This is a genomic window from Paenibacillus germinis (genome assembly GCF_013141785.1).
Lineage (GTDB): Bacteria > Bacillota > Bacilli > Paenibacillales > NBRC-103111 > Paenibacillus_E > Paenibacillus_E phytorum.
On record NZ_WHOC01000136.1, the window covers coordinates 1 to 21,895 of the forward strand.

The 21,895-nt window shown below is 41.3% G+C and carries 26 protein-coding genes; 6 read left to right on the forward strand and 20 right to left on the reverse strand.

The features are described 5' to 3' along the window. Nucleotides 1-114 precede the first annotated feature (114 nt). Together GC102_RS24630 and GC102_RS24635 are read left to right on the forward strand one after the other, a co-directional pair. A complete protein-coding gene (locus GC102_RS24630) occupies nucleotides 115-309 on the forward strand; it encodes a hypothetical protein (RefSeq protein WP_171691851.1) in 195 nt (64 codons plus the stop codon). 28 nt (nucleotides 310-337) lie between these two features. Next, the gene (locus GC102_RS24635; protein ID WP_171691852.1) at nucleotides 338-1,759 is read left to right on the forward strand and encodes a methyl-accepting chemotaxis protein; all 1,422 of its coding nucleotides are present in this window, start codon (nucleotides 338-340) and stop codon (nucleotides 1,757-1,759) included. Between the two features lie 166 nt (nucleotides 1,760-1,925). Here the strand turns inward: GC102_RS24635 and GC102_RS24640 are convergent, their stop codons facing one another. Both GC102_RS24640 and GC102_RS24645 read right to left on the reverse strand, forming a co-directional pair. After that, the gene (locus GC102_RS24640; protein WP_171691853.1) at nucleotides 1,926-2,159 is read right to left on the reverse strand and encodes a hypothetical protein; all 234 of its coding nucleotides are present in this window, start codon (nucleotides 2,157-2,159) and stop codon (nucleotides 1,926-1,928) included. 9 nt (nucleotides 2,160-2,168) lie between these two features. Then, entirely contained in the window at nucleotides 2,169-2,324 is a 156-nt protein-coding gene (locus GC102_RS24645; protein WP_171691854.1) for a hypothetical protein, read from the reverse strand. Nucleotides 2,325-2,452: 128 nt separating this feature from the next. Here GC102_RS24645 and GC102_RS24650 point away from each other — a divergent pair, with 128 nt between their 5' ends. Continuing rightward, the gene (locus GC102_RS24650; RefSeq protein WP_057305197.1) at nucleotides 2,453-2,656 is read left to right on the forward strand and encodes a hypothetical protein; all 204 of its coding nucleotides are present in this window, start codon (nucleotides 2,453-2,455) and stop codon (nucleotides 2,654-2,656) included. 253 nt (nucleotides 2,657-2,909) lie between these two features. Here GC102_RS24650 and GC102_RS24655 read toward each other — a convergent pair whose 3' ends face one another. The 7 genes from GC102_RS24655 to GC102_RS24680 all read right to left on the reverse strand — a co-directional run bounded on the left by GC102_RS24655 (nucleotide 2,910) and on the right by GC102_RS24680 (nucleotide 7,246). Beyond that, nucleotides 2,910-3,815, reverse strand: a complete 906-nt coding sequence (locus tag GC102_RS24655) for an IS3 family transposase (protein WP_246321105.1) — start codon at nucleotides 3,813-3,815, stop codon at nucleotides 2,910-2,912. Then, nucleotides 3,812-4,264, reverse strand: coding sequence for an HTH domain-containing protein (locus GC102_RS39660; RefSeq protein WP_246321106.1), 453 nt, complete (start codon nucleotides 4,262-4,264; stop codon nucleotides 3,812-3,814). The genes GC102_RS24655 and GC102_RS39660 overlap by 4 nt, the downstream gene beginning before the upstream one ends. A gap of 176 nt (nucleotides 4,265-4,440) precedes the next feature. Beyond that, nucleotides 4,441-4,665, reverse strand: coding sequence for a DUF7660 family protein (locus tag GC102_RS24660; protein ID WP_171691855.1), 225 nt, complete (start codon nucleotides 4,663-4,665; stop codon nucleotides 4,441-4,443). A 285-nt stretch (nucleotides 4,666-4,950) separates the two neighbouring features. Next, nucleotides 4,951-5,490: a hypothetical protein gene (locus GC102_RS24665; protein ID WP_171691856.1), complete on the reverse strand. Its 540-nt coding sequence runs from the start codon at nucleotides 5,488-5,490 to the stop codon at nucleotides 4,951-4,953. A 119-nt stretch (nucleotides 5,491-5,609) separates the two neighbouring features. Continuing rightward, entirely contained in the window at nucleotides 5,610-5,960 is a 351-nt protein-coding gene (locus GC102_RS24670) for a VOC family protein (protein ID WP_171691857.1), read from the reverse strand. Nucleotides 5,961-6,149: 189 nt separating this feature from the next. Beyond that, nucleotides 6,150-6,647 carry a GNAT family N-acetyltransferase gene (locus GC102_RS24675; protein WP_171691858.1) on the reverse strand — a complete coding sequence of 166 codons (498 nt, stop codon included), beginning with the start codon at nucleotides 6,645-6,647 and terminating at the stop codon, nucleotides 6,150-6,152. Between the two features lie 254 nt (nucleotides 6,648-6,901). Then, nucleotides 6,902-7,246: a winged helix-turn-helix transcriptional regulator gene (locus GC102_RS24680; protein WP_171691859.1), complete on the reverse strand. Its 345-nt coding sequence runs from the start codon at nucleotides 7,244-7,246 to the stop codon at nucleotides 6,902-6,904. A gap of 117 nt (nucleotides 7,247-7,363) precedes the next feature. Between GC102_RS24680 and GC102_RS24685 the strand changes: the two genes are divergently transcribed. Both GC102_RS24685 and GC102_RS24690 read left to right on the forward strand, forming a co-directional pair. Then, nucleotides 7,364-7,825 (forward strand): YybH family protein, encoded by a 462-nt coding sequence (locus tag GC102_RS24685; protein WP_171691860.1) that lies wholly within the window; start codon nucleotides 7,364-7,366, stop codon nucleotides 7,823-7,825. A gap of 469 nt (nucleotides 7,826-8,294) precedes the next feature. Beyond that, a complete protein-coding gene (locus GC102_RS24690) occupies nucleotides 8,295-8,456 on the forward strand; it encodes a hypothetical protein (protein ID WP_171691861.1) in 162 nt (53 codons plus the stop codon). Between the two features lie 86 nt (nucleotides 8,457-8,542). Here the strand turns inward: GC102_RS24690 and GC102_RS24695 are convergent, their stop codons facing one another. Then, on the reverse strand, nucleotides 8,543-9,067 hold the full coding sequence (locus tag GC102_RS24695) for a GrpB family protein (protein WP_171691862.1): 525 nt from the start codon (nucleotides 9,065-9,067) through the stop codon (nucleotides 8,543-8,545). A 267-nt stretch (nucleotides 9,068-9,334) separates the two neighbouring features. On the opposite strand from GC102_RS24695, the gene GC102_RS24700 reads away from it, so the two are divergent. After that, on the forward strand, nucleotides 9,335-9,664 hold the full coding sequence (locus GC102_RS24700) for a hypothetical protein (RefSeq protein WP_171691863.1): 330 nt from the start codon (nucleotides 9,335-9,337) through the stop codon (nucleotides 9,662-9,664). A 148-nt stretch (nucleotides 9,665-9,812) separates the two neighbouring features. Here the strand turns inward: GC102_RS24700 and GC102_RS24705 are convergent, their stop codons facing one another. The 10 genes from GC102_RS24705 to GC102_RS24750 form a co-directional block, all read right to left on the reverse strand. Continuing rightward, complete coding sequence (locus tag GC102_RS24705; protein ID WP_171691864.1) at nucleotides 9,813-10,664, reverse strand: aldo/keto reductase; 852 nt, start codon at nucleotides 10,662-10,664, stop codon at nucleotides 9,813-9,815. Between the two features lie 77 nt (nucleotides 10,665-10,741). Next, on the reverse strand, nucleotides 10,742-12,751 hold the full coding sequence (locus tag GC102_RS24710) for an AbfB domain-containing protein (protein WP_171691865.1): 2,010 nt from the start codon (nucleotides 12,749-12,751) through the stop codon (nucleotides 10,742-10,744). A 109-nt stretch (nucleotides 12,752-12,860) separates the two neighbouring features. Beyond that, nucleotides 12,861-13,808, reverse strand: a complete 948-nt coding sequence (locus tag GC102_RS24715) for a glycoside hydrolase family 43 protein (RefSeq protein ID WP_171691866.1) — start codon at nucleotides 13,806-13,808, stop codon at nucleotides 12,861-12,863. A gap of 44 nt (nucleotides 13,809-13,852) precedes the next feature. Next, complete coding sequence (locus GC102_RS24720; protein WP_171691867.1) at nucleotides 13,853-14,911, reverse strand: glycoside hydrolase family 43 protein; 1,059 nt, start codon at nucleotides 14,909-14,911, stop codon at nucleotides 13,853-13,855. A 28-nt stretch (nucleotides 14,912-14,939) separates the two neighbouring features. Then, complete coding sequence (locus GC102_RS24725; protein ID WP_171691868.1) at nucleotides 14,940-15,806, reverse strand: carbohydrate ABC transporter permease; 867 nt, start codon at nucleotides 15,804-15,806, stop codon at nucleotides 14,940-14,942. Nucleotides 15,807-15,818: 12 nt separating this feature from the next. Beyond that, nucleotides 15,819-16,751 carry a carbohydrate ABC transporter permease gene (locus GC102_RS24730; RefSeq protein WP_246321108.1) on the reverse strand — a complete coding sequence of 311 codons (933 nt, stop codon included), beginning with the start codon at nucleotides 16,749-16,751 and terminating at the stop codon, nucleotides 15,819-15,821. A gap of 80 nt (nucleotides 16,752-16,831) precedes the next feature. Further along, nucleotides 16,832-18,214, reverse strand: coding sequence for an ABC transporter substrate-binding protein (locus tag GC102_RS24735; RefSeq protein ID WP_246321109.1), 1,383 nt, complete (start codon nucleotides 18,212-18,214; stop codon nucleotides 16,832-16,834). 170 nt (nucleotides 18,215-18,384) lie between these two features. After that, complete coding sequence (locus tag GC102_RS24740; protein WP_171691869.1) at nucleotides 18,385-19,215, reverse strand: AraC family transcriptional regulator; 831 nt, start codon at nucleotides 19,213-19,215, stop codon at nucleotides 18,385-18,387. Nucleotides 19,216-20,212: 997 nt separating this feature from the next. Then, nucleotides 20,213-20,641 (reverse strand): GreA/GreB family elongation factor, encoded by a 429-nt coding sequence (locus GC102_RS24745; RefSeq protein ID WP_171691870.1) that lies wholly within the window; start codon nucleotides 20,639-20,641, stop codon nucleotides 20,213-20,215. Nucleotides 20,642-20,842: 201 nt separating this feature from the next. Next, entirely contained in the window at nucleotides 20,843-21,043 is a 201-nt protein-coding gene (locus tag GC102_RS24750; protein ID WP_171643981.1) for a hypothetical protein, read from the reverse strand. Nucleotides 21,044-21,895 lie beyond the last annotated feature (852 nt).

Consider the following 21,895-nt stretch of genomic DNA (forward strand, 5'->3'; position numbering starts at 1 on the left):
GTTGGATCTTAACATTTTTCTTATAATCGAAGGAGCGAAAATAAAAGGAATGCATGTCGATTTGTGTCGAACTATAAATATATAAATAAATAACAGTGAAAAGGGGTTGTGACAATGAGAATTTCAATGATCTTAAAGCTGATGTGTGTTATTTTTCTATTGCTATCTGTCTTAAATGGCATTAGCGTGTACTTTTTGCAAAAAGACATTAAACAAGAACGGCTGTCCTTGCAAAAACAATCAGAATTTAAACAACTGGGTATAGATCTGGCTAATGCTTCAGATTATTTGACGAATGAAAGAAGTTAATGAGACTAAGACACGAGATCATGTTGTCATGAAATTAAAGGAATTAAATGCTCCACAGGCAGAATTGGATCTCATAGAAAAAGCAAAACAAAACTCGGATGCATTAATAAAAACAGAAGATGAAGCCATGAAAGCAGTTGCGAGTAAAGACTTCGATAGTGCCAGAAAGCTAATGTTTGACAAAAATTATGATGATAACAAAAAGATCATTAGGGATCCGATTGATGAATTTCAGACAAAAATGAATGCAAGGGCTGAACAAGAAGTAATTCAAGCAAGACAACAGGCAAGCAGCATGTTGAACCTTACAGTTACTTTGTTAATCATCACATTCATAACATTCTTCGCTATGCTTTTTTTCATCATTGTTAGGCTGAAACCTTTAAAAACGGTGAATGAAAAAATAGCTGAATTAGCAAGTCAGGGTGGAGATCTTACGACAAGATTATCCGTAACTTCTAAGGATGAAATCGGAGAAATCGCTTCCTCATTAAACGATATGTTGGATAGTTTGTTGGCTATGGTTCTAGATATATCCCAAGCTTCAAAGCATGTGTTTCAATCCACAGAAAAATTAACTTGCAATACCAAAGAAACCGCAACTGCAACAGTGGAAATTGCCAAAAGTATAGAAGGAATCCAACAAGGAGCAACAACTTCCGTGCAAAATACATTAGACGGAGCGCGAGCAATAGAAGAAATGGCCAAAGGTGTACAGAGAATAGCAGAATCTGCTAATGAGCTATCTGAATCTGCTGGAGACACTGAAAGTGAAGCTGTAGAAGGTTTTGGACATATGGAACAAGCACAGCAGCAAATGCATTCGATTGATGATTCCCTTAAATCTTCCCTAAACATTGTCACCAAACTTAGTGAAAGGTCATCACATATTGAAAAAATCGTTGGAGCTATTATGGAGATAGCCAATCAAACCAACTTGCTTTCCTTAAATGCTTCAATCGAAGCTGCGCGGGCAGGCGAGCATGGTAAGGGGTTTTCAGTTGTCGCATCGGAAATTAGAAAGTTAGCTGAAGGTTCAGCTTCTTCGGCATCGGAGATATCAGATTTATTAAAACAAATTAGAAGCGATTCTACGGAAACTGTAAAAGCTATGCATAGAGTATCTGAAGAAGTGGTGCTTGGAAATCAAAAAGTCCTATACGCAAGAGACTCCTTTCAGAAAATCTTACATTCCGCAAAAGGTATTGCTGTCCAAATCCAGGAGTTGTCAGCCGTTTCAGAACAAATGGCTGCTGGCTCCGAAGAAATTTCAGCCTCCGTATCTGAGATGGCACATGTGTCTCAAGAATCGCTAAATGGGGTGAAAATAGTGAATGATAAAACAATCATACAGACTAATTTGGTAAAAGAAGTATCTTCACTGTCAGATTCACTTAGTAAAGAAGCGGAAAAAATGGAGAGAATAATTCAGAAGTTTAAAGTAATGTAAGTTTGTCTAAGAAATCTCCGACTTAAGTGTTAGAATGACCCAATATACCAAACAGCGGTAGCCTTGGACGAGAAAATAAAAGATTAGACTACCGCTGTTTTATTGAACTATCGTTCTCCGTACTTCAACAGGCTGCCGAGTAAGCCGGCAGCCTGTTGATATTGTGCTATCGTTCTCCGTTAAATGAATTCGCTTCAAACGAATGTAGAAAATCATTTTGACCAGCATAGGTGAGAGCAATTTTTCCTTCCCATTTAATATCAAATTGATTTAGCTCTTTCCCTACCTGAAATCCACTAGCCTCTCCCCGGTAAGTTGATGATAGTGTACAACTATGATAATTATTCCAAACGATTTTTGCCTGCCAGTCAGATACTTCTTCATCATCTTGAGAATCCAACTCATTATACTATTCATCGTAATACGTTCCGGGCGCTAGCTCCGCTGTGGCATCTGCCTCCTTAATCCCCGGTCCTGCCAATAAGCGGAAAACGATAGCTGTTGCTTCTTCACGGTGGATCAGACGTTCCGGATCGAACAAGCCGTCTCCCGTCCCATTCAACATGCATTTACTTCTAATATTATTCTATACTCAATTTTCGAGTATATTTTCCCCCTCAGATATGGCTTATGATGAATTTGTAGCAAGAAAACCCCAGATGGGGAAAAAAGAAAAACAGGAGGCGTTTTATCATGAAGAAAACAATCAAATTAGGTTTAATAAGTGCTGTAGCTTCTGCTATCTTGGCTTTACCGGTGGTGGTAAGTGCTGAAACTCCCTCGCGAGACGAGTTCTTGTCCACAACTCCGCAAAACACCGAGATCCGTCAATTGCCCATAATTATTACCCATAATCCCCCAATGTATTTAACTTACCATAATCCTCCAACCTATTAAGGAGATAAACCGGACGTTCCTAAGTCCGGTTTTTTGCGTACGTATGGCGGAAGAACCAATAAATATTCCTTAGCGTATGTTTTCGTTAATTATCTAAACGAGAGTGTGAAAACCCCTAGAAACATAAAGGTCTGTACATTGTTTACATGTATTCAATGTATTCTTGGATACGTCAACAAAAAGCAGACCAATACTGGAACAATGAACTGTGACCCTAATTGTGGACGGTTTGAATGAAAGACCCCTGGCCTAATTAGGCCGCTAAAAGGTGACTTCTGAATTCATCAGGAGTCATCTTTTTTAATCCCCATTGATAACGTTCCGAATTGTAATAGGAAATGTAATCATCTACACGTGCTCTTAATTCTTGCAGTGTTTCAGAATCCCTGTACGTAAGATCATCTTTCATATGACCAAAAAACGATTCTATAGATGCATTATCCCAACAGTTCCCCTTACGGGACATGGATTGCTTGAATCCAGCCTTGCTGACTAGGTCGCGAATTTTTGGATGGGTATAGTGCATGCCCTGGTCAGAGTGTAAGATGGCTTCGGGATGAATATTGCCATCCAATCGCTCAAGTAGTCTATAGAGCGTTCGCTCCACGATGGAGAGCTCTAAGGACGAGGAGAGATAGTGAGATAGTATCTGTTTCGTCGCTCCATCTTTTACACAAGAGAGATAGGCCCTCTGCCCATTTCCATAACTCAGATAGGTAATGTCCGTAAGTAATACTTTCTCTGGCTCTCCTTGGTTAAATTGACGTTTCAATAAATTAGGACATGTCTGGTGCTCTTGAGTCGCTTTAGCCATCTTACGGTATGGATTAGCCTGCCGTATCCTCGCAACGAGATTAAACTTACGCATTAACCGACGGATCTTCTTGTGATTCATGATTACGCAGCTATCGCGCTCTAGTCTCATTTTTATCATCAAGGCTCCTGCTTTTCCATTCAGTGCAATAAAGTGCTCTTTGATTAAAGAACAATCACGCTCGTCTGCATGCGCCCTAAGCTGCCGTGATTCTTCAGCCTTTAGCCACCTGTAATAACTGCTTGGGGCAGCACCTGCGAGCTTACAAAGATAACGCGTCATACGTTGTAAACCATGATGACGAATGGTGTGATTGATCATCTGAAAGCGCTCGGAGGGTGTCAACGTTTCCTCAGCATCTTTTGCTTTTCGAGCGCTTCCAGCTTTTTTAAGAACTCGTTCTCGACTTCAAGCGGCTTAATTCGTGCCTCAGCTTGCTTCAGTTTTTCCTCTATGGACACCTCACCTACAGGTCTTCTGCCCGTGCTTCCTTTTCCACGTCGTTCCTCCAGTAGTCCTGTTTCTCCATAATTGGCATGAGCATCGCGCCAACGTTTCAGGCAATGTTTTGGTTTCTTGTGGCCAATGATCTCGACATTAAAACCTGCTTTAAGAAAAATTTCCATCGGTGTTTGGCCTTCCTCGTAAGCTTGAACAGCCGCCAACTTGAACGCAGGAGCATATGTGATGCTCTTTTCCGTCACATTCAGAACGTTTGGATTTATCTCTAACTGTTTTAGCTCTTGCTCTGAGAAACCTTGTTCCCGCTTTAATGAACCATACTTCTTGTCCATGTTTTCTTCCTCCGCTCCTGTCTCATAATCTGATTAAAACACAAAAAAACCGTAAGAGGGCACTTTTTTCAAAGTGTCCATCTTGCGGGTCACAGTTCACAATACAGTCTTGGTCTGCTTTTTTCTGTTATTCAACTCTCGTTTCCGCTAGTTTAATCCTCTTAACAGCCGTCTCTTTACTCATAGGATTTACCTGCGGAGAGAATAATCGCAAAAGTGCCCCAAATTGATGTGTCTGTCATACTCCCTGTATCGGTTAGCCACGCCTCCATTCCTTCTAGAAAATCATCCAATGTAGGGTTTTCCCAATCCTTTCCGTTTATCTTCAAATCGCTTCTTAATGAGATTAAAAACCCAATCAATTCCTCTTTAGTCTTTACCTCGTAAGGATTTATGTTCAAAGTTGGAATTCACCTCGTTATGCTGCTAGTTTAACTGTCGTTCTGCGTAGTTTAAAAAGCCTATCGAATATTTCAATTGAATCGTGGACAATCACGGTAGGACCATTATTATATTTAATCTATTCAATTCATTCGGGATGGTCTTGACATTAGACATCCCTCACATTTTACTTTTTCTAGTATTTGGTTTTTAATCCTGTACAATTTTCAGTCCGTTAGTGTAGAAAGCTGCCGACTCAATACTGTCGGCAGCCTTCTCCTGTTTTATTAAGCTATCGTTTCTCGTTAGTTTATCAACCATCGGGTCAACGGCTTATCATCCCAAACTTGTACTTCTATGTACCTCTCTGGTCCCTTATTCCCTAAGGGATTCCACTCCTGAGGTAATCCGAATTCTTTTATAACTTCATTAATCTCATTTAATGTATAAATTTGACCTCGATATTTCTTTCCGTCCTGGTATCTCATCGTTGGAAACAAATCTCCATAAGTAAAACTGATAGAATAAGGATCGAACTCTTTAATTGGTATGTAAAGTTCCTTCCCCTTATCAAACCACTCCAAGAGCCATGGACATTCTCCAACAGTCATATAATGTGGATAGTTTCGAATAGGCTTTCCACCCTTTATTATAAACACTTCTCTTGCATTTGCTTCAAGACTTCGTCGAATTGTTAGGTAGTCTGTGGATCTTTTGCTGGCGAATCCTTTCTTCTGGACTCGAATATCGTTAAGTATTCTCTCTGCTTCCTCTGGTTCTAAGGCTGATAAATTTTGAAAAGGACCTGTTGATTTATCAAAATAATGGTATAAAAAATTCATCATTAAATAACCTCACAAATCTAAGTTATCATCTATCAAATAATACCACGTAATAGAACGCCGTTAATGAAATACCTTTGTAATATGTTTCACCACGTTGTTTGTAACAAAGTTAACGACTCTCAATCGAACGATTCTGCGATTTCGTGCACGTTACCAAACGGATCAACGAAAGCAGCATATCGCCCTTGAGTAGGTTTATCATGCAAAAATTGAATACCCTTTTCCTTCATTTCCTTATAAGTTTGCTCAACAGATACGACCTCAAACACCAAAACTGTTCTAGCCTCGTTTGAATAATCTCCAATTTCTTTGGTCTTTTCACACTTAAAAGCTATAAGCTGACAGCCGTCAAGGGCAAATACAAGCTTATTTTCTTGCTCTAACAGTGGTTGCAAACCCAGCAATTCAGAATAAAACCATCTCGCCTTTGTCATGTCATTGACGAAAATCATTATATGTCCAAGTTTCATAAGGTTGTGCTGCCCCTTCACTTTTTGAGGATACCATTTTTTATGGTTCATGCAGAATCTTTGCTAATGATTATTTGAAGTATTCGCGAATTGATTAACATATCCTGCCCGGTTACTTCAAAGGAAACGGCAGCCGATCGTCTGGGTGGCTGCCGTCGTGTCTTCATTGAGTTATAGTTCTCCCGTCCCTCAGTTTAATCGAGTTTCGTTTGAAAATGTTTGAATAGGACCATCCCACTCGTCTTCTCTAACCTCTTGGAAGTTGTTTTTTGTATATCTTTCAACTGCCTTTCTCCAAAATATTTGAGCTGGTTTATTATTCTCTAATTGAGCAACTTTCCAAATACCTCTGAATCGATTGAACATTTCATTAGAAGCGATTATACCTATTCCAAGTTTTCTATATTTTTTCATTACGAAGAACTCAGCCACCGAATAAATTGGCTGGCTATGTTCATTTGTCCCGGTCATCCTTACTAGTGCAAAACCAGCCAGTTTTCCATCAACACGAATAAAAAATGGATGTCTACCTTCTTCTGTCCAATAATGATCCAAGTACATATAATCATATAAGCCGTTTTCATTTACATCTTCAGGGTCAAATTCACTAAAATCATATTTATAGAGCTCTAGGAGATTTCTTAAAGTCGATTTATGATCATATTCGACCTTTTGAATAGTTATCATTGGTATTTCCTCTTTTCACCTGAGGTCAAATGTTCGGTATCTCTTAGTATTTCAACATATTTCTAAACTCTCCTGCCCTTTACGCGCATTCTACCCAATATTGAAGTGACGCATATCTAAATGCTCTTCTACCCATGTTCCATAAATAGCATTATTAGTACCTTTTGTGATTATTAATGCGTAATTTTCCATTCTATATTGCGTCTCTACCGATTGAACTTGCTGCAGAATAATAAGTCAATTAACGATATACTTCAACTCTCATTGCGTTCATTTTTACGGAGTGAGATGGAATGCTCCCCCACCTTTACCAATTGAATCAGAATGGGTTCCAAGCTTCTACCAAATTCGGTCAATTCGTATTCAACTTTCGGTGGTATTGTTAAGTATGCAGTGCGTTTAACGATACCATCCTCTTCTAGCAAACGAAGCTGTATCGTCATAACATGTCTTGATACACCAGGAATTAGTCGCAAGAGTTCACCAAATCTCCTGGTTTGTTGAAGCAATTCATACATGATTTTCGGTTTCCATTTTCCGCTAATCATTTGAAGCCCCACCTCTACAGGGCAACCAAATGATTCATCTTGATTGGGCATATTTACCTCCATTGGTTAAGTTTTTATGACTATGTAACTATTTTCTGCGTACTTAAATTATTGCGAGAATTCAGATATGCTAACAACTGTATACATCATACAGAAAGAAGTGATCTTATGAAATCCCCCATTTCAAGAAACTCAGTCATGAATCCGGAAGATATGAATGCTGCATTTGCTCAAGCTTACAATTCCGGCGACATAGACAACCTAATTGCTTTATATGAACCAGGTGGCATTCTGATTAATCTGACCGGCAATAAGGATGAAGGACTTGAACCGATTCGTAAAACCCTTGAGGAACTATTACGATTTAAAGGCAAAATGGTATCCAAAAATATTTACTGCATACCATTTGAAAACATCGCTTTGCTTCGAGCACACTTTATCCTCGAAACCGTTGGTGAAGATGGAAGTCCGTTACAAATCCAAGGCCATACCTCAGAAATTGTAAGAAAGCAGCTTAATGAAAGTTGGCAGTATATTGTAGATCATCCATTTGGTGCAGATCTCCTAAAAGAAACGGAGCGTGCAGCCCCCCTACACTTTGATGACCAGCCAAACCTTCAAAGCCGTTAGTATCAATCACGCCATTAAGCTATTCTAATTGCTCTACGCCACCTTTGTTCACTACCCATTTTAGGACCAAACTCATCATTTAATTGGCGTACACAGGTGGTATATTGATTCCGACTTGTTTTTGATGGCAACGGTAACGTCTGCTGACCCCAGATTTTTAGGGGTCACTGAGTCATCGACATTCAAAAATAGGAATGCTGCCCGTTCGTCAATGATAAAGTGTGTGCTGCTGCTTCTCTTGCCAAAGCCCCCGTTCCGGTCTGTGGATTCTTGCCTAGATTCGGATTTCTAAACTAAAGATCATGATGTGGCCTGTGTTTAGATGTTGATTTTATAAAAGAGTTACTTGACCCGTGAAGGCTCTTTATGTTTCCCTTGGAGAGTATGCTAAAATACGGATAAGCAGATTAATACTCTGCGTATGCTAGCGCACAGAGATTTCCAAAATTTTAATTTGGGAGGTTATAATATGGATGATTATTTTTTGGTTAAGGACGGTAGAATTGTACGCTGGGACGGGCTAACACTAGGGGGAAGCAAAATCCGAGCCGATGAGCTAATAGAGTCTTTTGGACGTAAGGCTCTTGATGAAATCGAACAATTTGGATTTTACACCATAAAGAAATCATAACGAACCTAACCATTAACGTAATGGAGGCTGCCGTTTGTGCCGGCAGCCTCGTTTCGTTCTGTGTTAAGCTATCGTCTTTCGTTAGCTTAACGTTCCTTGCCCATTATGTACCAACTTAGCGCTTTTCTTTCTAGCTCTTTAACAAACGTATCTATACCGTCCATATAAGCTTCAATGTCCCTTGGGAACTGTTTGGCGAGGCTTTCTTTTAAATCTCCATAACGATTTGCTTCATCGGGATGCGTTCGGAGGTAATCCCTTACAGCCAAATGGCGAGTAATATCTTCCTTATTATTCCCTTGAAACACATGCACTTGATGCGTGCGATTATCTCCGCCTTTTCGGAAATATCTTCTTCCTTTCATACCAAGCTCGCCCATACATTCGTAACCCAGTTCTTCCATTCTTTCATTAAACGAATCTATTTTTTCAATATCTTTTACTACTGGCATGATATCAATAATTGGTTTGGATTTTAACCCGCGAACTGAAGTACTACCTATATGATGAATGTCGATTAACTCATCAACAAAAATATCCTTTATTTTTTGAGATTCCTCGCTAAACTTTTGTTTCCAATTATCGTTGTATTCTGTAACCACAACATTCATCTAATTAACCTCCTCAGGGAAATATTCATTGCTATCAAATTAGGGCATTACAACATCATATAAAAGTGAGGGAGAGGCGTCAATGAAATATTGAACCACTTACGATGGATATTCTGTATATCCTTCCAATCTTCCCTATACCAAACATATTATAAAGGCAAATGGCATATTTCGTATGAAGATATTCTGGTTCCTGGAACTAAAGATGATATGCCTAGCTACAATCCTGCAACTGGTGTGCCGGACCCACAGCGGTAACAGCTTTATTTGTCCGCAGATCCGCTGTATGCCTTCGGCTTCTCATCTTGGATCGGGCCTGAACCCCATGGCCGCAATCCTCGTAATTCCGCTTCATCCGCAGCCACAGGCTTGAGCGGCAGGGATGTCGTTTACGGCACAGAGACTGTTAAACTGATTGAAGCGCTGGATCATCAAAAACGTGCCGACTCTGGTGCAAAGCCATGGCTCGTCGTAGCCTCCTTTGTAAACCCGCACGATGTTGCATTGTATGGTATGCTGACCGACCATCTACCGAACTTGTTTCATTTCCAGGTCGATCCGATGTCGGAAGTCCTTCCTCCGCCCACGATCCTGTAAAAATAATATGCGTTCACTCATACTAGAGTGAACGCATAATTGCTTCAAAACACCGGCAGTCTAGGATAGCCCTAATACGAATAGCCCTTTCATTCATCTAATCGGAAGTGCTATTCGTATTAAATTACTCTTAACTATCTTAGATGAATCAAAATTGGACTCCGCCTTGACCGCGGTCAAGCTTAAAATCCCAGCGCCATTCTTTTTCATCCACAGTTCTAACATTATCCAATACTTCTCTAATAGTCCGCATACCACATATGGCAACGGAAACGTCGGGATTAGAGAGAACAAAATCCAAGGCTATCTGATGAGGATTGCTCGTCTCAAGTGACTCCGGCGCTACGCGCTTCATAAAACGATAAAGGGATTGACTCGTCAGCGGCCTCATGACGACGACTCCAACGTCATGCTTAGCGGCTTCCGGAATGATTGGATCTGCAGCACCCTGATAAAAGAGATTATACCGAACTTGTATGACATCAAAAAATCTGGAACGAATGGACCAAAGCAATACATGATCAGGAACTTCATTCGTGATTCCGATGAAACGTATTTTACCTTGTTCTTGACATACTTTTAGTGCATCCAGCGGTCCGTCATTCACAATTCGATTATAATCCTCTTCCGTTAAATACCCTCCATGGAATTGCATGACATCGATGTAATCGGTCTGTAGATGCTTCAAGCTGGCTTCGACGGATCGAATCACATCTTCATACCCAAGATTTGAGGGAACTTTTGTAGCAATATATGCCTCATGGCGACGTTCTTTCAACACAGCTCCGATTATACTTTCGCCTAATCCATTTCCATAGCCCTGTGCCGTATCGATGTAATTAATTCCCCTGTCCAAAGCTGTATGAAGCGAATTGATAACCACGTCACGACTGTTCTTTGCTTCATAAGGCTCCAAATAGTTATCCAGTCCCATCGGTGCACCACCGAATCCAACACAAGAAACATTTAAGTTCGTACGTCCAAGTCTTCTATATTCCATTCTCTACACCTCTCGGGCTAACCCCGCATTATTTGTTTAAAAAAGGGCCCTGCACGATGGCAAGGAGCCCCTATTTATTATTTTAGAAAAAACGTAGCATCTTGCTGATCCAAAGTAGTTGATATCGTTGTCATATAAAGCAGACCATTCATATGTCGCATATATTGACCCGGGAAGTTGTAGGACTCCAAAGATATCCCTAAGGCATTCGATAGACCTGAGCGACGATTCCAAGTCGCATCGTTTTTGAATTGAGTTGAATTGTCGTTCATGTCCATCCAGATTTCACCGTTACGGTGTCTTAAGAAATGGCCGGGGAAGTTGACCGATTCAAGAGAAACCGCTGCTGCATTGGCAAGTCCGGGAACCATTTTCCACTGAGAATCAGCTATGGATGAACCCAGATTACTGCTGATCTTGCCTCTGCCATCTTGGTGGCGAGTAAAAGTATCGGGAAGATTAGAGGCTTCAAATTGATTTACAGGTAATTCGTAATCTACACGTACCAATTTCCAACGCTGTGTATCAAGTCCGTTAGCGGTCCATTGAATGACCTTGGTTCCTGCCGGTGCGCCTCCTCCTGCGTTATCTAAGAAAAGACCACTATGTTCATTCATACTGGTGTAGTAACCATTACCCGTGTAAGCGAATTTCCAGCGCTGCGTATCCAGGTAGTTGTCCGTCCATTGATTGACCTCAGTCCCGGGTGTTGTCACTCCATTTTGGTCATCCAGTACAAGATTATTGTTCATGTTCATTATCCTGAAAAAGCCGTTGCCCCTATACTCGGTCAGCCACCATTGCGTATTTAACCCGAGATCGTTATATTCGATAACCTTGGTTCCCGCTGGCGAACCTCCCCCTGCATTATCTAAAACAAGGTTATTATTTTGATTGATGAATTTATATTGGGCGCCCGATACGATGATGGAATCCGCATTGATTTGAGCAACATTGGCTCTAATCTCATTAATGCTTCCGACTTTTACACTATTGACTTCAAGCAAGAGATTGTTGCTTAAAGGTAAAAGCGTGCCACTCCAACCCGCTACTGTATTATTATTGCTTCCCGATACTGTTAGCGGGGCGTCGTTTTCTGACCATGTGGCGCCATTGTCGCTGCTCGTAAACATTTTATTATGGTTGGAGACGACATCCGACATACCTCGTACATATAATCTGCCATAAGTGCTTCCGTCGTCAACATACGCAACTTCCGGACACTGGGACGCCCGATAAAATCCTGTGCCAACCACAGCTCCTAACACCGATGGATCCCCCCAATTGATCCCATCCGTTGAAGTTTTAAACCGGACAGCAAAGTTAGGGCTTGCACCCAAATGCTCATAAAACATAAAATAAGTGCCGTTTTTCGCACGGGTTACTCTCGGCATTCCCGGACGCCATGCACTATCCGTATTCTTGCCGACAATAATGCTGTAGTTCCCCCAAGTGAGACCCCCGTCACTCGAAATTTCCTGAGCAATCGCTTGGTTATATCCCACCTGCCTTTCATCGGAATAATAGCAAATCAGTCTGCCATCGCTGGAAATAGCAAATTCTGGCTCCCAAGTGTGATGTGTGCCGGCGCCGCCTTGTGCGGCCAAATGGCTGTGCAATTGCCAAGTAGCACCGTTATCCGTGCTTCTCCAGATATGGATCGTATACTGAGTTCCGGCACTCCAGTCCGATGATGCGAATAAAAGCGTACCAGCCGGGTAAATGCCGACTTGCTGCGGCAAAACATATAGCGTAGTCATCCCTTGCTGATCCCGATTTAGGCCATAGTTGTTGGGATCAATCTGAGTATAGTAAGACCAGGTCAAACCGTTATCGGTGCTTCGGTAAAAATTGAACGCCTGCATACCGACAAAGCCCGTGTTTCCGGGGAATTTTCTTGTGAACGTGGCCAGTAAATTCCCATTGCTCATCTTTACTGCCCTGGTATAATAAGGCTCGGGTTCCGCCGTATTGCTGTAAATAACCGATCCTGACGTAGCCGCTTTAGCGGATGTAATTACGAACAGTTGAGTAAACAATGTAAGCATTAATGAAAGTAACAAAGCAGTTCTCATTTTTTTCAACATCCCAAAACCTCCGTTTTATTTTAGTTTTGAATATGAACTTGCCTCAGCAAGTCAATACACAATTAGTCACCCCCTTTCTAATTGAAATTGTTTATAATTTCTCTTAAGTTCACTCCCCCGAAGGAACAGAGATGTCCTCTGTGGTCCCGATCGGGGTTCCAAAATCAGGCGTGCCATCCGAGCGCCAACTGAATTTTTGCACCCGAGTACTACGTAAATTAAGTTCAGCGTTTTGTGAAGGAAGAGCATGATATACAATCCAGTCTTCTGTACCGTCAGGCGATGTAGTAAAGCTATTATGACCTGTGGCAAAAACATTGTTTTCCACATTTTTTCGGAACACCGGCACCATTGATTTCACCCATGAAGAAGGATCCATCGGATCAGAAGCTTCGTCCATCGTCAGCATGCCAAGGGCATAATCTTCAGACCATGTGGTGCTTGCAGAATATACGAGGAATACTTTTCCGTTTCTTTTCAAAATAACAGGACCCTCATTAATGGCCATACCGCCTTGCTTTTCCCATTTCAAAGTTGGTGCCGTTAACAAAACATTATCCCCTTCAACTGTCCAAGGATTCGTCATACGCACAATATAAATCGCCGAACCATAATCGGGAAAATGGCCATAGCCCGCATACATAAAATAGAGCTGATTATGATGAGTCATCACTGAACCGTCCAGACCGGGGTATGCGGCTGCAATGATCCCTTTCCACACCCACTCGCCGGTCATGGGGTCTTCTGCTTCATTCTCCAATACACACACTCGACGAGTATCATCGCCGCCGCCATCATTGGCCGTGAAGTATATGTACCATTTATCATCCAATCTATGAATTTCCGGAGCCCATAAATTATAACTGTAAGGACCGTTTTCTTCCGGTTTCCAAATCACTTTATTATGCCCATTTGCGATTCCAGTCATGGAAGCGGATTTTCTGAGCTCCAACTGTCCGCCTTGTGTTGACATAAAGTAGTAAAAACCGTCACTATGCTTAAATATCCAAGGGTCAGCTGCTTTATCGAGAATTGGGTTGCGAAATGTTACTGTCATTAGTTCTCTCTCCTTAACGATTCCTGTGGTTTTAGTTTCTTTGTTCAGTTTCTTTGTTTAATGACCGGTCCATCTGTTTGGAGCGTTGAAGTTGGACCGTTACCGTCATTTATGACCGGCCAACCATCCTTCCACTTGATCCGGTCGATCATTAAGATGCGACCTGAAGATGAAGGCTCCTTCAAATCAAACGCATGGTATAACATCCAATCCTGACCCGCATCATCTTGAATGGTGGCATTATGTCCCGGAGCCAGAAATGATTTGTTCTTTTCAAGAATAGGATTGTCTGGATATGCTTCGAATGGGCCGGTAGGTGACTTGGAGCGCGCAACCATAACCGCATAATGAGGATTATGTCCGCTATCTCGGCAGCAGTAATCACCTGAGTAGAATAGGTAATAATAACCGTTTCGGTTAATTACCCAAGGTCCTTCAACAAGATAGTCGTAGCCTTCACGGCTTTGAATGCCTGGACTCATAACAGCAGTCTCCTCGCCGACAACGCTCATCCCGTCATCAGAAAGCTGCTGTACATAAATCGGCTGTCTGTCGGAGCCCCAATACATATACCTTTTGCCATTGTCATCTTGAAAAACGTAAGGGTCGATCTTTTCAAAGCCAGTACCCCAGACGAGCGGTGATCCTTTATCCTTATAGGGTCCCATAGGGTTGTCAGCGACAGCGACACCAATCCCCATGCCTTTTAGCAAATCCCCATCATTCACCTTGGTTGAGTAATAAACATAGTATTTTCCTTGATGATAGGTGATGTGAGGTGCCCACATATAGCCTACTGTCGCCCATGAAGGAATTTGTTCCCCTGTAAATACCGAACCCTTCTCTTCCCAATGGATCAAATCCTTAGAACGTATAATGGGTAAAGCTACCAGCTTCCCGCTATACTCGCTTTGTGTCGTAATCGCATAATAATAACCGTCTTTTGCCTTTATAATCGTTGGATCCGGCGCGTCATGGTTATAAATGGGATTCGTATAAGCTACCGGACTCCCTTGTGTTTCTTTGATAAAGCTCCACCAAATAGTGACAGCTGCCACAATCAGGAGAATTGTGATGCCGATTGCTTGATTTCTGATTCGCACTTCCCTGCTCCCTTCCGACATCGAGTTCTTATCCCTTCATTCCGGTCATGGTAATTCCCTCAACAAAATACCTCTGAGCGAAAAAGAACAGTAATATGGTCGGAATCAACGCCAGCACGGCCCCTGCCATGATATACGTCCATTGTGCGTTATAGAATCCTTGGAACGATGCCAACACGAGTTGAAGTGTGAACTTATCCGGACTGTTGATGTAAATAAGCGGTCCAAGGAAATCGTTGTAACCCGCCAAGAAACCAAAAATTCCTTGCGTGACCAAAGCCGGCTTCGATAAAGGCAGCATGATTCGGATAAAAATTTGGAATGGATTGAGGCCATCCATCTTTGCAGCATCCTCAAGCTCCATGGGAATCGTCATAAAAAATTGTCTAAGAAAAAATACCGCCGCCGCAGCCCCAAACATTCCCGGAATGATCAGCGGCATCCAGCTGTCTACCCAACCAATATTTTTATACAAAATAAAGGTAGGAATCATGGTCACGACGCCTGGAATCATCATAGTGGCCAATAGCATCATAAACAGCAAGTTTTTTGCTGGGAATCTCAACCGTGCGAATGCATTCGCAGCCAGTGCGCTTGTAAATAATCCGATCACGCAAGGCAGACTAATGACTAGCATCGTATTCATAAAACCCTTCAACACATTTGCTTCCGTTAATACGAATACATAGTTGCTCCACTCGAAATGTTCCGGGATCCACTTTGGAGGCATATCAAATACAACCCCTTGTTCTTTAAGGGACGTTGACAGCATCCATAAAAAAGGGATCGCCATCACAAAAGACCCGATAATAAGAAAGAGGTAAGCGATTGTCTTGCGAATCAGTTCTTGGGACCTCTTCTTTTTTTGCCTCACGCTTATTGCGAGATTCGACATATGAATTTCCTCCTATTCGTAATGCACCCAACGCTTGGACATCCAGAAGTTCAGCAGCGTGATCATCATGATCAGAATGCCAAGCACCCAAGCCATTGCCGATGCATATCCCATCTCCATATAGCGAAAGGCATTTTGGAACAAGTAGTATACAATCGTTGTCGTTGAGTAATTCGGACCGCCCTCTGTCATGATTTGAAAGCGCGGGAAGTCTTGCATAGCCCCGATGATCGAGGTAATAAGAATGAATAACGTAGTAGGCGATATACATGGAATCGTAATTCGGAGGAACCGTTGCCAGCCATTCGCCCCGTCCATTTCCGCAGATTCATAGAGGCTCTTCGGAACGCCTTGAAGCGCAGCCAAATATAGGACCATATGAAAACCGAGGCCGCCCCAGACTCCTTGAATGATCATGGCCGGCATCGCCCATTGCTCACTGCTAATCCATGCGGGTCCATGAATACCGATCAAATCCAACAAATAATTCAACATCCCATATTCGGAGTTGAACATCCATTTCCAAAGGAGTGTTAAAGCAACCACAGAGCTGATCGTAGGGAGAAAAAAGACCGTCCGGAAGAAATGAATTCCGCGAATTTTTTGATTTAATGACATAGCGATGCCTAAGGCAATTACCATCCCAATCGGAATCCCAAGCGCTGAATAAAAAGTGTTAAATAACGTTTTCCAGAACAACGGGTCTTTTGTAAGAAGCCGTGAATAGTTGTCTGCACCTTGAAAAACAGGTGATTGATAGCCGCTATATTGAGTGAAACTCACATAGACAGAGAAACTTAAAGGAATAAACGCAAACAGCAGAAATCCTAGGATCGGAGCAGAGATGAATAAATATGCCCACAGATACTCTTTGTAATTCCCACGCTTTCTTTTATACGACCTTTCGATGGGATGATGGTCGATGGAGGCCTCCATTTTCTGCATATTAATCCTCCTTCATAAGATGGAGGAAGAAGAGGAGATCACGTTTCGAGCGTTCCCCTTCTTCCCCTTATGCATCTCAATTATTTAAACAATGCTGGATTACCTTCTTGAATTGCTTTATCTATCTTCGGTTTAAGATCTTTCATCAGATCAACAGCGGAGATCTTACCTTCCCACATCGGACCCATACTTTGACCGAGTAAATCCCACCATTTAGCATTTGGCAAATTAGTCCAAGGCCCATTAATTTCATTTTCCGCCGCTTTAATAAATACACTTGCATGCTCCGGTTTTTGCCCGGGTTGAAGGAATATATCCGTATTCGCCATCGATTTAAAGCTCGGAATCGCAAACCCCATCAAAGATTGCTCTTTTTGACCTTCTGGTCCGCCCAAGAATTCAACAAGCTTGTAAGCCGCTTCCTTATTCTTCGATTTGTTGAAGATGCCAAGTCCTACAGAACCGCTCCATCCGGACCATTTGCCATTCGTCGGCAATGGCGCTACGTCCCAGTCAAATTTCAGCTTGCGGTATTCAGGGACCATCCAACGCCCCTGAATCATCATGGCAAGTTTACCGGTTTGGAACATTTGACCATCGTTCATATCTTTCAACGCAGCTGCGCTTGGAACCACTTTGTTTTTATTGGAGAGATCTGCCGCAAATTGCAAGGCATCCGTTGCTTCTTTACTGTTAAGAAGGAATTCTTTTTTATCATCGCTCAAAAATTTGCCGCCATTGCCCATTACGAATCCTTCCCACCAAATGGGTCCCATGCCATACTGCTCAACCTTGCCATTATTAGTGACCGTCAATTTCTTCGCGGTATCCAGCAATTGATCAAAGGTCATCGGCGTATCGGCGCTTGGGAAAGGCACATTCATTTTTTTGAAAATATCTTTATTATAGTACAGAACCGTAGGTCCAATATCCTTCGGTAAAGCGTATAATTTGCCTTGTCCGGTAACAGCGCCGTTATAACGATAACGAACCAGTGCGGAATTCCACATGTCAGCCGTATCGATTGAGCTGTTCTTCATAAAGTCGTCGATCGGGAGCAGTAAATCCTGGCTAACCCATCGCCCGAAGTCTCCATCTGGTACATAAAAGACGTCGGGAGCGTCACCACCGGCAAGAATGGTGTTCATCTTGCCTACGTAATCCGCCGGGATATGCAGATATTCAACTTTAATGTTAGGGTTTTTCTCCTGAAAACTCTTAAGCAGCTTCGTGAAAACTTCTTTCTCCGCTGGGTCTCCCCAACCAGCGAACTTAATGGTTACGGGCTTGCCGGCAGCGGGTGCTGCAGAAGCAGCTGTACTAGGGGCAACTGTGCTTGTGCCGCCTGAAGTCGGAGTAGGGTCATTGCTGGTCTTACCGCAAGCGCTTACAAGACTCGCAAGCATCATTGCCGAAGTTATAATCAAAAAGCTTTTACTAGATTTACTTTTCATACTACTCATTTCTTTCAATCCCCTCGCCCTTTTTATTTTTCTTTCTTTTTTATTGTATAAGAGATCTTAAACGCCTTGCTCATGAAACCGCTTTAAAAATGTTACAAAAATAAGCGTTAATTGTTCGGTTTCGACGGTCGAAAAAAAATACCACCCTTATGGTGGTATTTCATTTATATTTACTCATTCAGCTTTCGCCATTCCATAGGTGTCATACCAACCCATTTAACAAAAAGATCATAAAACCTGCTGGAGGAAGTAAAACCGACTTCAGAAGAAATATATTCAATAGCTCTGTTTGTTTGCTGGAGCAGTCGTTTTGCCTCCTCCAAACGAAGATTGATAATATATTGTTTTGGAGAAATGCCAAGCATCTCCGAAAATTTTCTGCGTAAAAGACTTTCCGAAAGGAAATGTCGTGAAGCAATTTCGTTAATTGTAATGGATGTATTATAGCGTCTATGGATTTCTCTTAAAACCTCTTGAATGATCAAGCTGTCATCCGTCTTTTCTGGCAGCAACTGCGGTGTTATCATATTTTTATGATGTAACAATAAAACGGTTTCAAGAATGTTCCTCATTAAGTCATACGAATACTCACTTTTCTCTTCTATTTTCCATTCCAATTCCAGCTGCAAAAGAGAAATATTCGCCCATTTCAAATGCTCTTCTTGTAAGTGGGAAATCCGAATGTGAAGCGGCTTTTGATAAGCATTGAGAAACAAATATTGGCAATAGGCAGGTATTTTATCAAAAATAAAATGGACCGATATCCCTTTCCACGGCTTAATACATACAAATCCATGGTGAAGCTGTGACGGGATTAAAATTAGATCACCTTTTGAGACTTTAATATTTTGTTCCGCAGAACTGTAATACCCTTCCCCATCCAGAATAAGCGTAAGCTCATCATAATCATGCGAATGTGAAATATACAACCCTTCACCCTGCTCTGCCTGAAAGGTATGGGGTTTAAAATGCTCAATACTTGTAATAAACCCGTTCCCCATTATGCCACTTCCTTAAACCATGATGTAGTATTTCTATCTTTTTTTACTACTATAATAGTACATTACACATGAAACCAAGTAAATAAATAATCAAGCTTCTTCACCCAATGTTAAAGGTTCTATCTTTTGAACCTATCGATTTATACTTACGGCCCCTTTAGTAAATTTTCCGTTAGTTCAGCGTTGTCGCTTTGTTAAAAATCCTAAAAAGCATTCATTGAAATCAAAAAAAAGAGCTGCTTCAATGCAGCTCCTACGTTATAGTTCATCGGTGGTTGACTAGATATCCTCGGACGGATTGATAAGGGCCAGAATCTGATGATCTATCCACACCCCGTTGATCTTCACGTTGCTTCGGGAGAGATATTATTTAAAACCGCTGTGTCTATGTGCATAATCAATTTATTTCCCCTTGACTTCAAATTCTCTTTCAATGAACTTCATATCCTTAATTTTACTAAATGGCCAGTAGGAATGCTTGATAAAGTTTTAATAAGTACCGAACTATCCTGCCCCTTGCTGAGTAGGCTGACGTTCTATGCTTTCGGCAGCCTTCTCCTTATGTCTATTGAGCTCCTGAACTATAGATACATTTTTCAACTTCAGATAAATGATAAAACGTACTGGTTGTTTCAAAATTACTAACTTCGTTATTTGGTGTATATAGACAAATTCTTTTTCCTTGTCCAAGTGCAATACCAAATTCAATATGGCTCCCTTTACCTGCTGGTAGTAGAACAATAATAAAATCTACTTCTAGTAAACACGCTCAAACCCCCTGATCATCCGCGTACGGAGTGGAAATTTAATACGGGGAAAAAACGAGCATCCCTATTCATTTTGGCAAAAATAAAAAGCGGCCGCACTGAGGGAGAGCTCAGTGCGGCCGCTTAGCTGCTCCGTGGGGAATGAATTGGCAGCTCGTAATCATCCAGTATGAGCCCAATGAGCGCGGCTGTCCCCCATTATAGATAAGTCATTGTTTATGGTTCCAACTTTAGCTAAGTGCAGTCCCTACAATCCGAACGGAGTATTCAGCCTCCGGAGTTTGAAGAATGAAGGTTTCGCCCGTTGACCTCGATAACAATTGATTTCCAATTGGCGAAAACAACGATATCCTATTTTTATCCGGATCTATTTCTGTTGGGAGGACCACCGTAAATAATTCATTAGATCCTTCTTCTTCGTAACAAATAGTAATGCTACTTCCTATTACCGTAACTTTGCTCAACGTTTTTACAAGATTAACATCATCTAGCTCAAGTAATCTCTCCAATATTTTCACATATTGTTTAATACTCTTATGCACTTGTATCTTCTGCTGTGAAGAATAACTGTCAAGAAATTTCGTCATTTGCTCATCAAGAAAAACAAGCTGCTCAACAAGTCGACTCCGGGGTGGATTGAACCTATGGCTACGGTTCATCGTAGATTCCACCCCAAACAATTAAATTCCAATATCGACCAATTTGCCTCATTTATAAAACCTCCAGGAAAATTATTTTCTTAAAAACTTTTTTCAAAATTTCTGTAAGATTAAACAAAACAGGATTGCTGCAATAAGAACTGTAGAGATAACTGAGAGCAGTTTAAAGAAGGTCTCCATTTTGTGTGAGAACACCTCGTTTTACTTAGGATTGCTTTCTTCCGATTTATAAACAACGAGGATAGCACTACGTTGGAAACCCGACCCGTTTACAGATGACTTCATGATGGATCCATAACAAACATTAACAACTTGCTCATCCTTTAAACCGGCTAAAAACTGATTAGCTCTTGTCTCCGCATAAGACGTATCCGTATCTAAAAACTCCTTTACCTGAATCACTCAGCACCTCCCTTAACTATGTAGAATATCCATAAAAGTACGACAAGACATTCCGCTTATTTTACTGCGGAATGTCTTGTTGCTTTGACCATATCACTTTATGTAATTTGTGTCAATTCGAACAAACGAACCTTCGCGTTGGCGAGGGGAAACTCCAAAATAATACATATGTATAAAATCGCTTTTTGTGAGCATGTCAAAAGGAGCTGCCTAGACTGCCCTATTGATTTGAAAGAATTTTCAAGAGCAACACATATTTTAATGTGTGTTTTCATTGGCAGGTATCCTATGGATGATTTTTAATAATTAGACGTATTAAAACTACTCATAGTCCCATTATTCTGCCCTTTAGTTCAACAGGCCACCGAGTTTATCACCGGAAGCCTGTTTGCTCTTTGTCATGAAGTTATCGTTCTGCGTTAGTTTAGCAATCATCTTGATCTATTGATGCTTTCTTTGCTTTCTTTATGTATACCAATTGGTTTTCACCCACTTATTCCCAGAACTCATATAATTAGAAAGAAAATAGCAGGAATGATTACTAAAATTGCTAATAAAATATACCAAAATAACGGTGCACTAATTAGTTCTTTTAACACATCCGATGTACTATTCTTTGATAGATTTTTTTCTATTCTTCTCAAGGAGTCTTTTAAAAATTTAGTGGTATAAGCTAGCTATCGTTCTGCGTTAGCGCAATGAAATGTAGCTCGGATGATCTTCACTGTTTATCGTACGCGTCTCCTAAAGCAATAAAATTGTCGTCTAACCAAAAAATTCGTTTCCCTTTAAATTGAAAAAGTTGGTCTAACAATTCTGCGAATGACAACGTAATAATTGGTGTTTCCCCCA

Coding starts and splice junctions, on each gene's coding strand:
- GC102_RS24670 (WP_171691857.1), bottom strand. CDS start 5,960: ATGAAACTTGGACATATAATGATTTTCGTCAATGACATGACAAAGGCG.
- GC102_RS24740 (WP_171691869.1), bottom strand. CDS start 19,215: ATGGGGAACGGGTTTATTACAAGTATTGAGCATTTTAAACCCCATACC.
- GC102_RS24665 (WP_171691856.1), bottom strand. CDS start 5,490: ATGATGAATTTTTTATACCATTATTTTGATAAATCAACAGGTCCTTTT.
- GC102_RS24735 (WP_246321109.1), bottom strand. CDS start 18,214: ATGAGTAGTATGAAAAGTAAATCTAGTAAAAGCTTTTTGATTATAACT.
- GC102_RS24725 (WP_171691868.1), bottom strand. CDS start 15,806: ATGTCGAATCTCGCAATAAGCGTGAGGCAAAAAAAGAAGAGGTCCCAA.
- GC102_RS24685 (WP_171691860.1), top strand. CDS start 7,364: ATGAAATCCCCCATTTCAAGAAACTCAGTCATGAATCCGGAAGATATG.
- GC102_RS24710 (WP_171691865.1), bottom strand. CDS start 12,751: ATGTTGAAAAAAATGAGAACTGCTTTGTTACTTTCATTAATGCTTACA.
- GC102_RS24715 (WP_171691866.1), bottom strand. CDS start 13,808: ATGACAGTAACATTTCGCAACCCAATTCTCGATAAAGCAGCTGACCCT.
- GC102_RS24675 (WP_171691858.1), bottom strand. CDS start 6,647: ATGATAACTATTCAAAAGGTCGAATATGATCATAAATCGACTTTAAGA.
- GC102_RS24690 (WP_171691861.1), top strand. CDS start 8,295: ATGGATGATTATTTTTTGGTTAAGGACGGTAGAATTGTACGCTGGGAC.
- GC102_RS24695 (WP_171691862.1), bottom strand. CDS start 9,067: ATGAATGTTGTGGTTACAGAATACAACGATAATTGGAAACAAAAGTTT.
- GC102_RS24650 (WP_057305197.1), top strand. CDS start 2,453: ATGAAGAAAACAATCAAATTAGGTTTAATAAGTGCTGTAGCTTCTGCT.
- GC102_RS24730 (WP_246321108.1), bottom strand. CDS start 16,751: ATGCAGAAAATGGAGGCCTCCATCGACCATCATCCCATCGAAAGGTCG.
- GC102_RS39660 (WP_246321106.1), bottom strand. CDS start 4,264: ATGGACAAGAAGTATGGTTCATTAAAGCGGGAACAAGGTTTCTCAGAG.
- GC102_RS24680 (WP_171691859.1), bottom strand. CDS start 7,246: ATGCCCAATCAAGATGAATCATTTGGTTGCCCTGTAGAGGTGGGGCTT.
- GC102_RS24635 (WP_171691852.1), top strand. CDS start 338: ATGAAATTAAAGGAATTAAATGCTCCACAGGCAGAATTGGATCTCATA.
- GC102_RS24705 (WP_171691864.1), bottom strand. CDS start 10,664: ATGGAATATAGAAGACTTGGACGTACGAACTTAAATGTTTCTTGTGTT.
- GC102_RS24745 (WP_171691870.1), bottom strand. CDS start 20,641: ATGAACCGTAGCCATAGGTTCAATCCACCCCGGAGTCGACTTGTTGAG.
- GC102_RS24645 (WP_171691854.1), bottom strand. CDS start 2,324: ATGTTGAATGGGACGGGAGACGGCTTGTTCGATCCGGAACGTCTGATC.
- GC102_RS24630 (WP_171691851.1), top strand. CDS start 115: ATGAGAATTTCAATGATCTTAAAGCTGATGTGTGTTATTTTTCTATTG.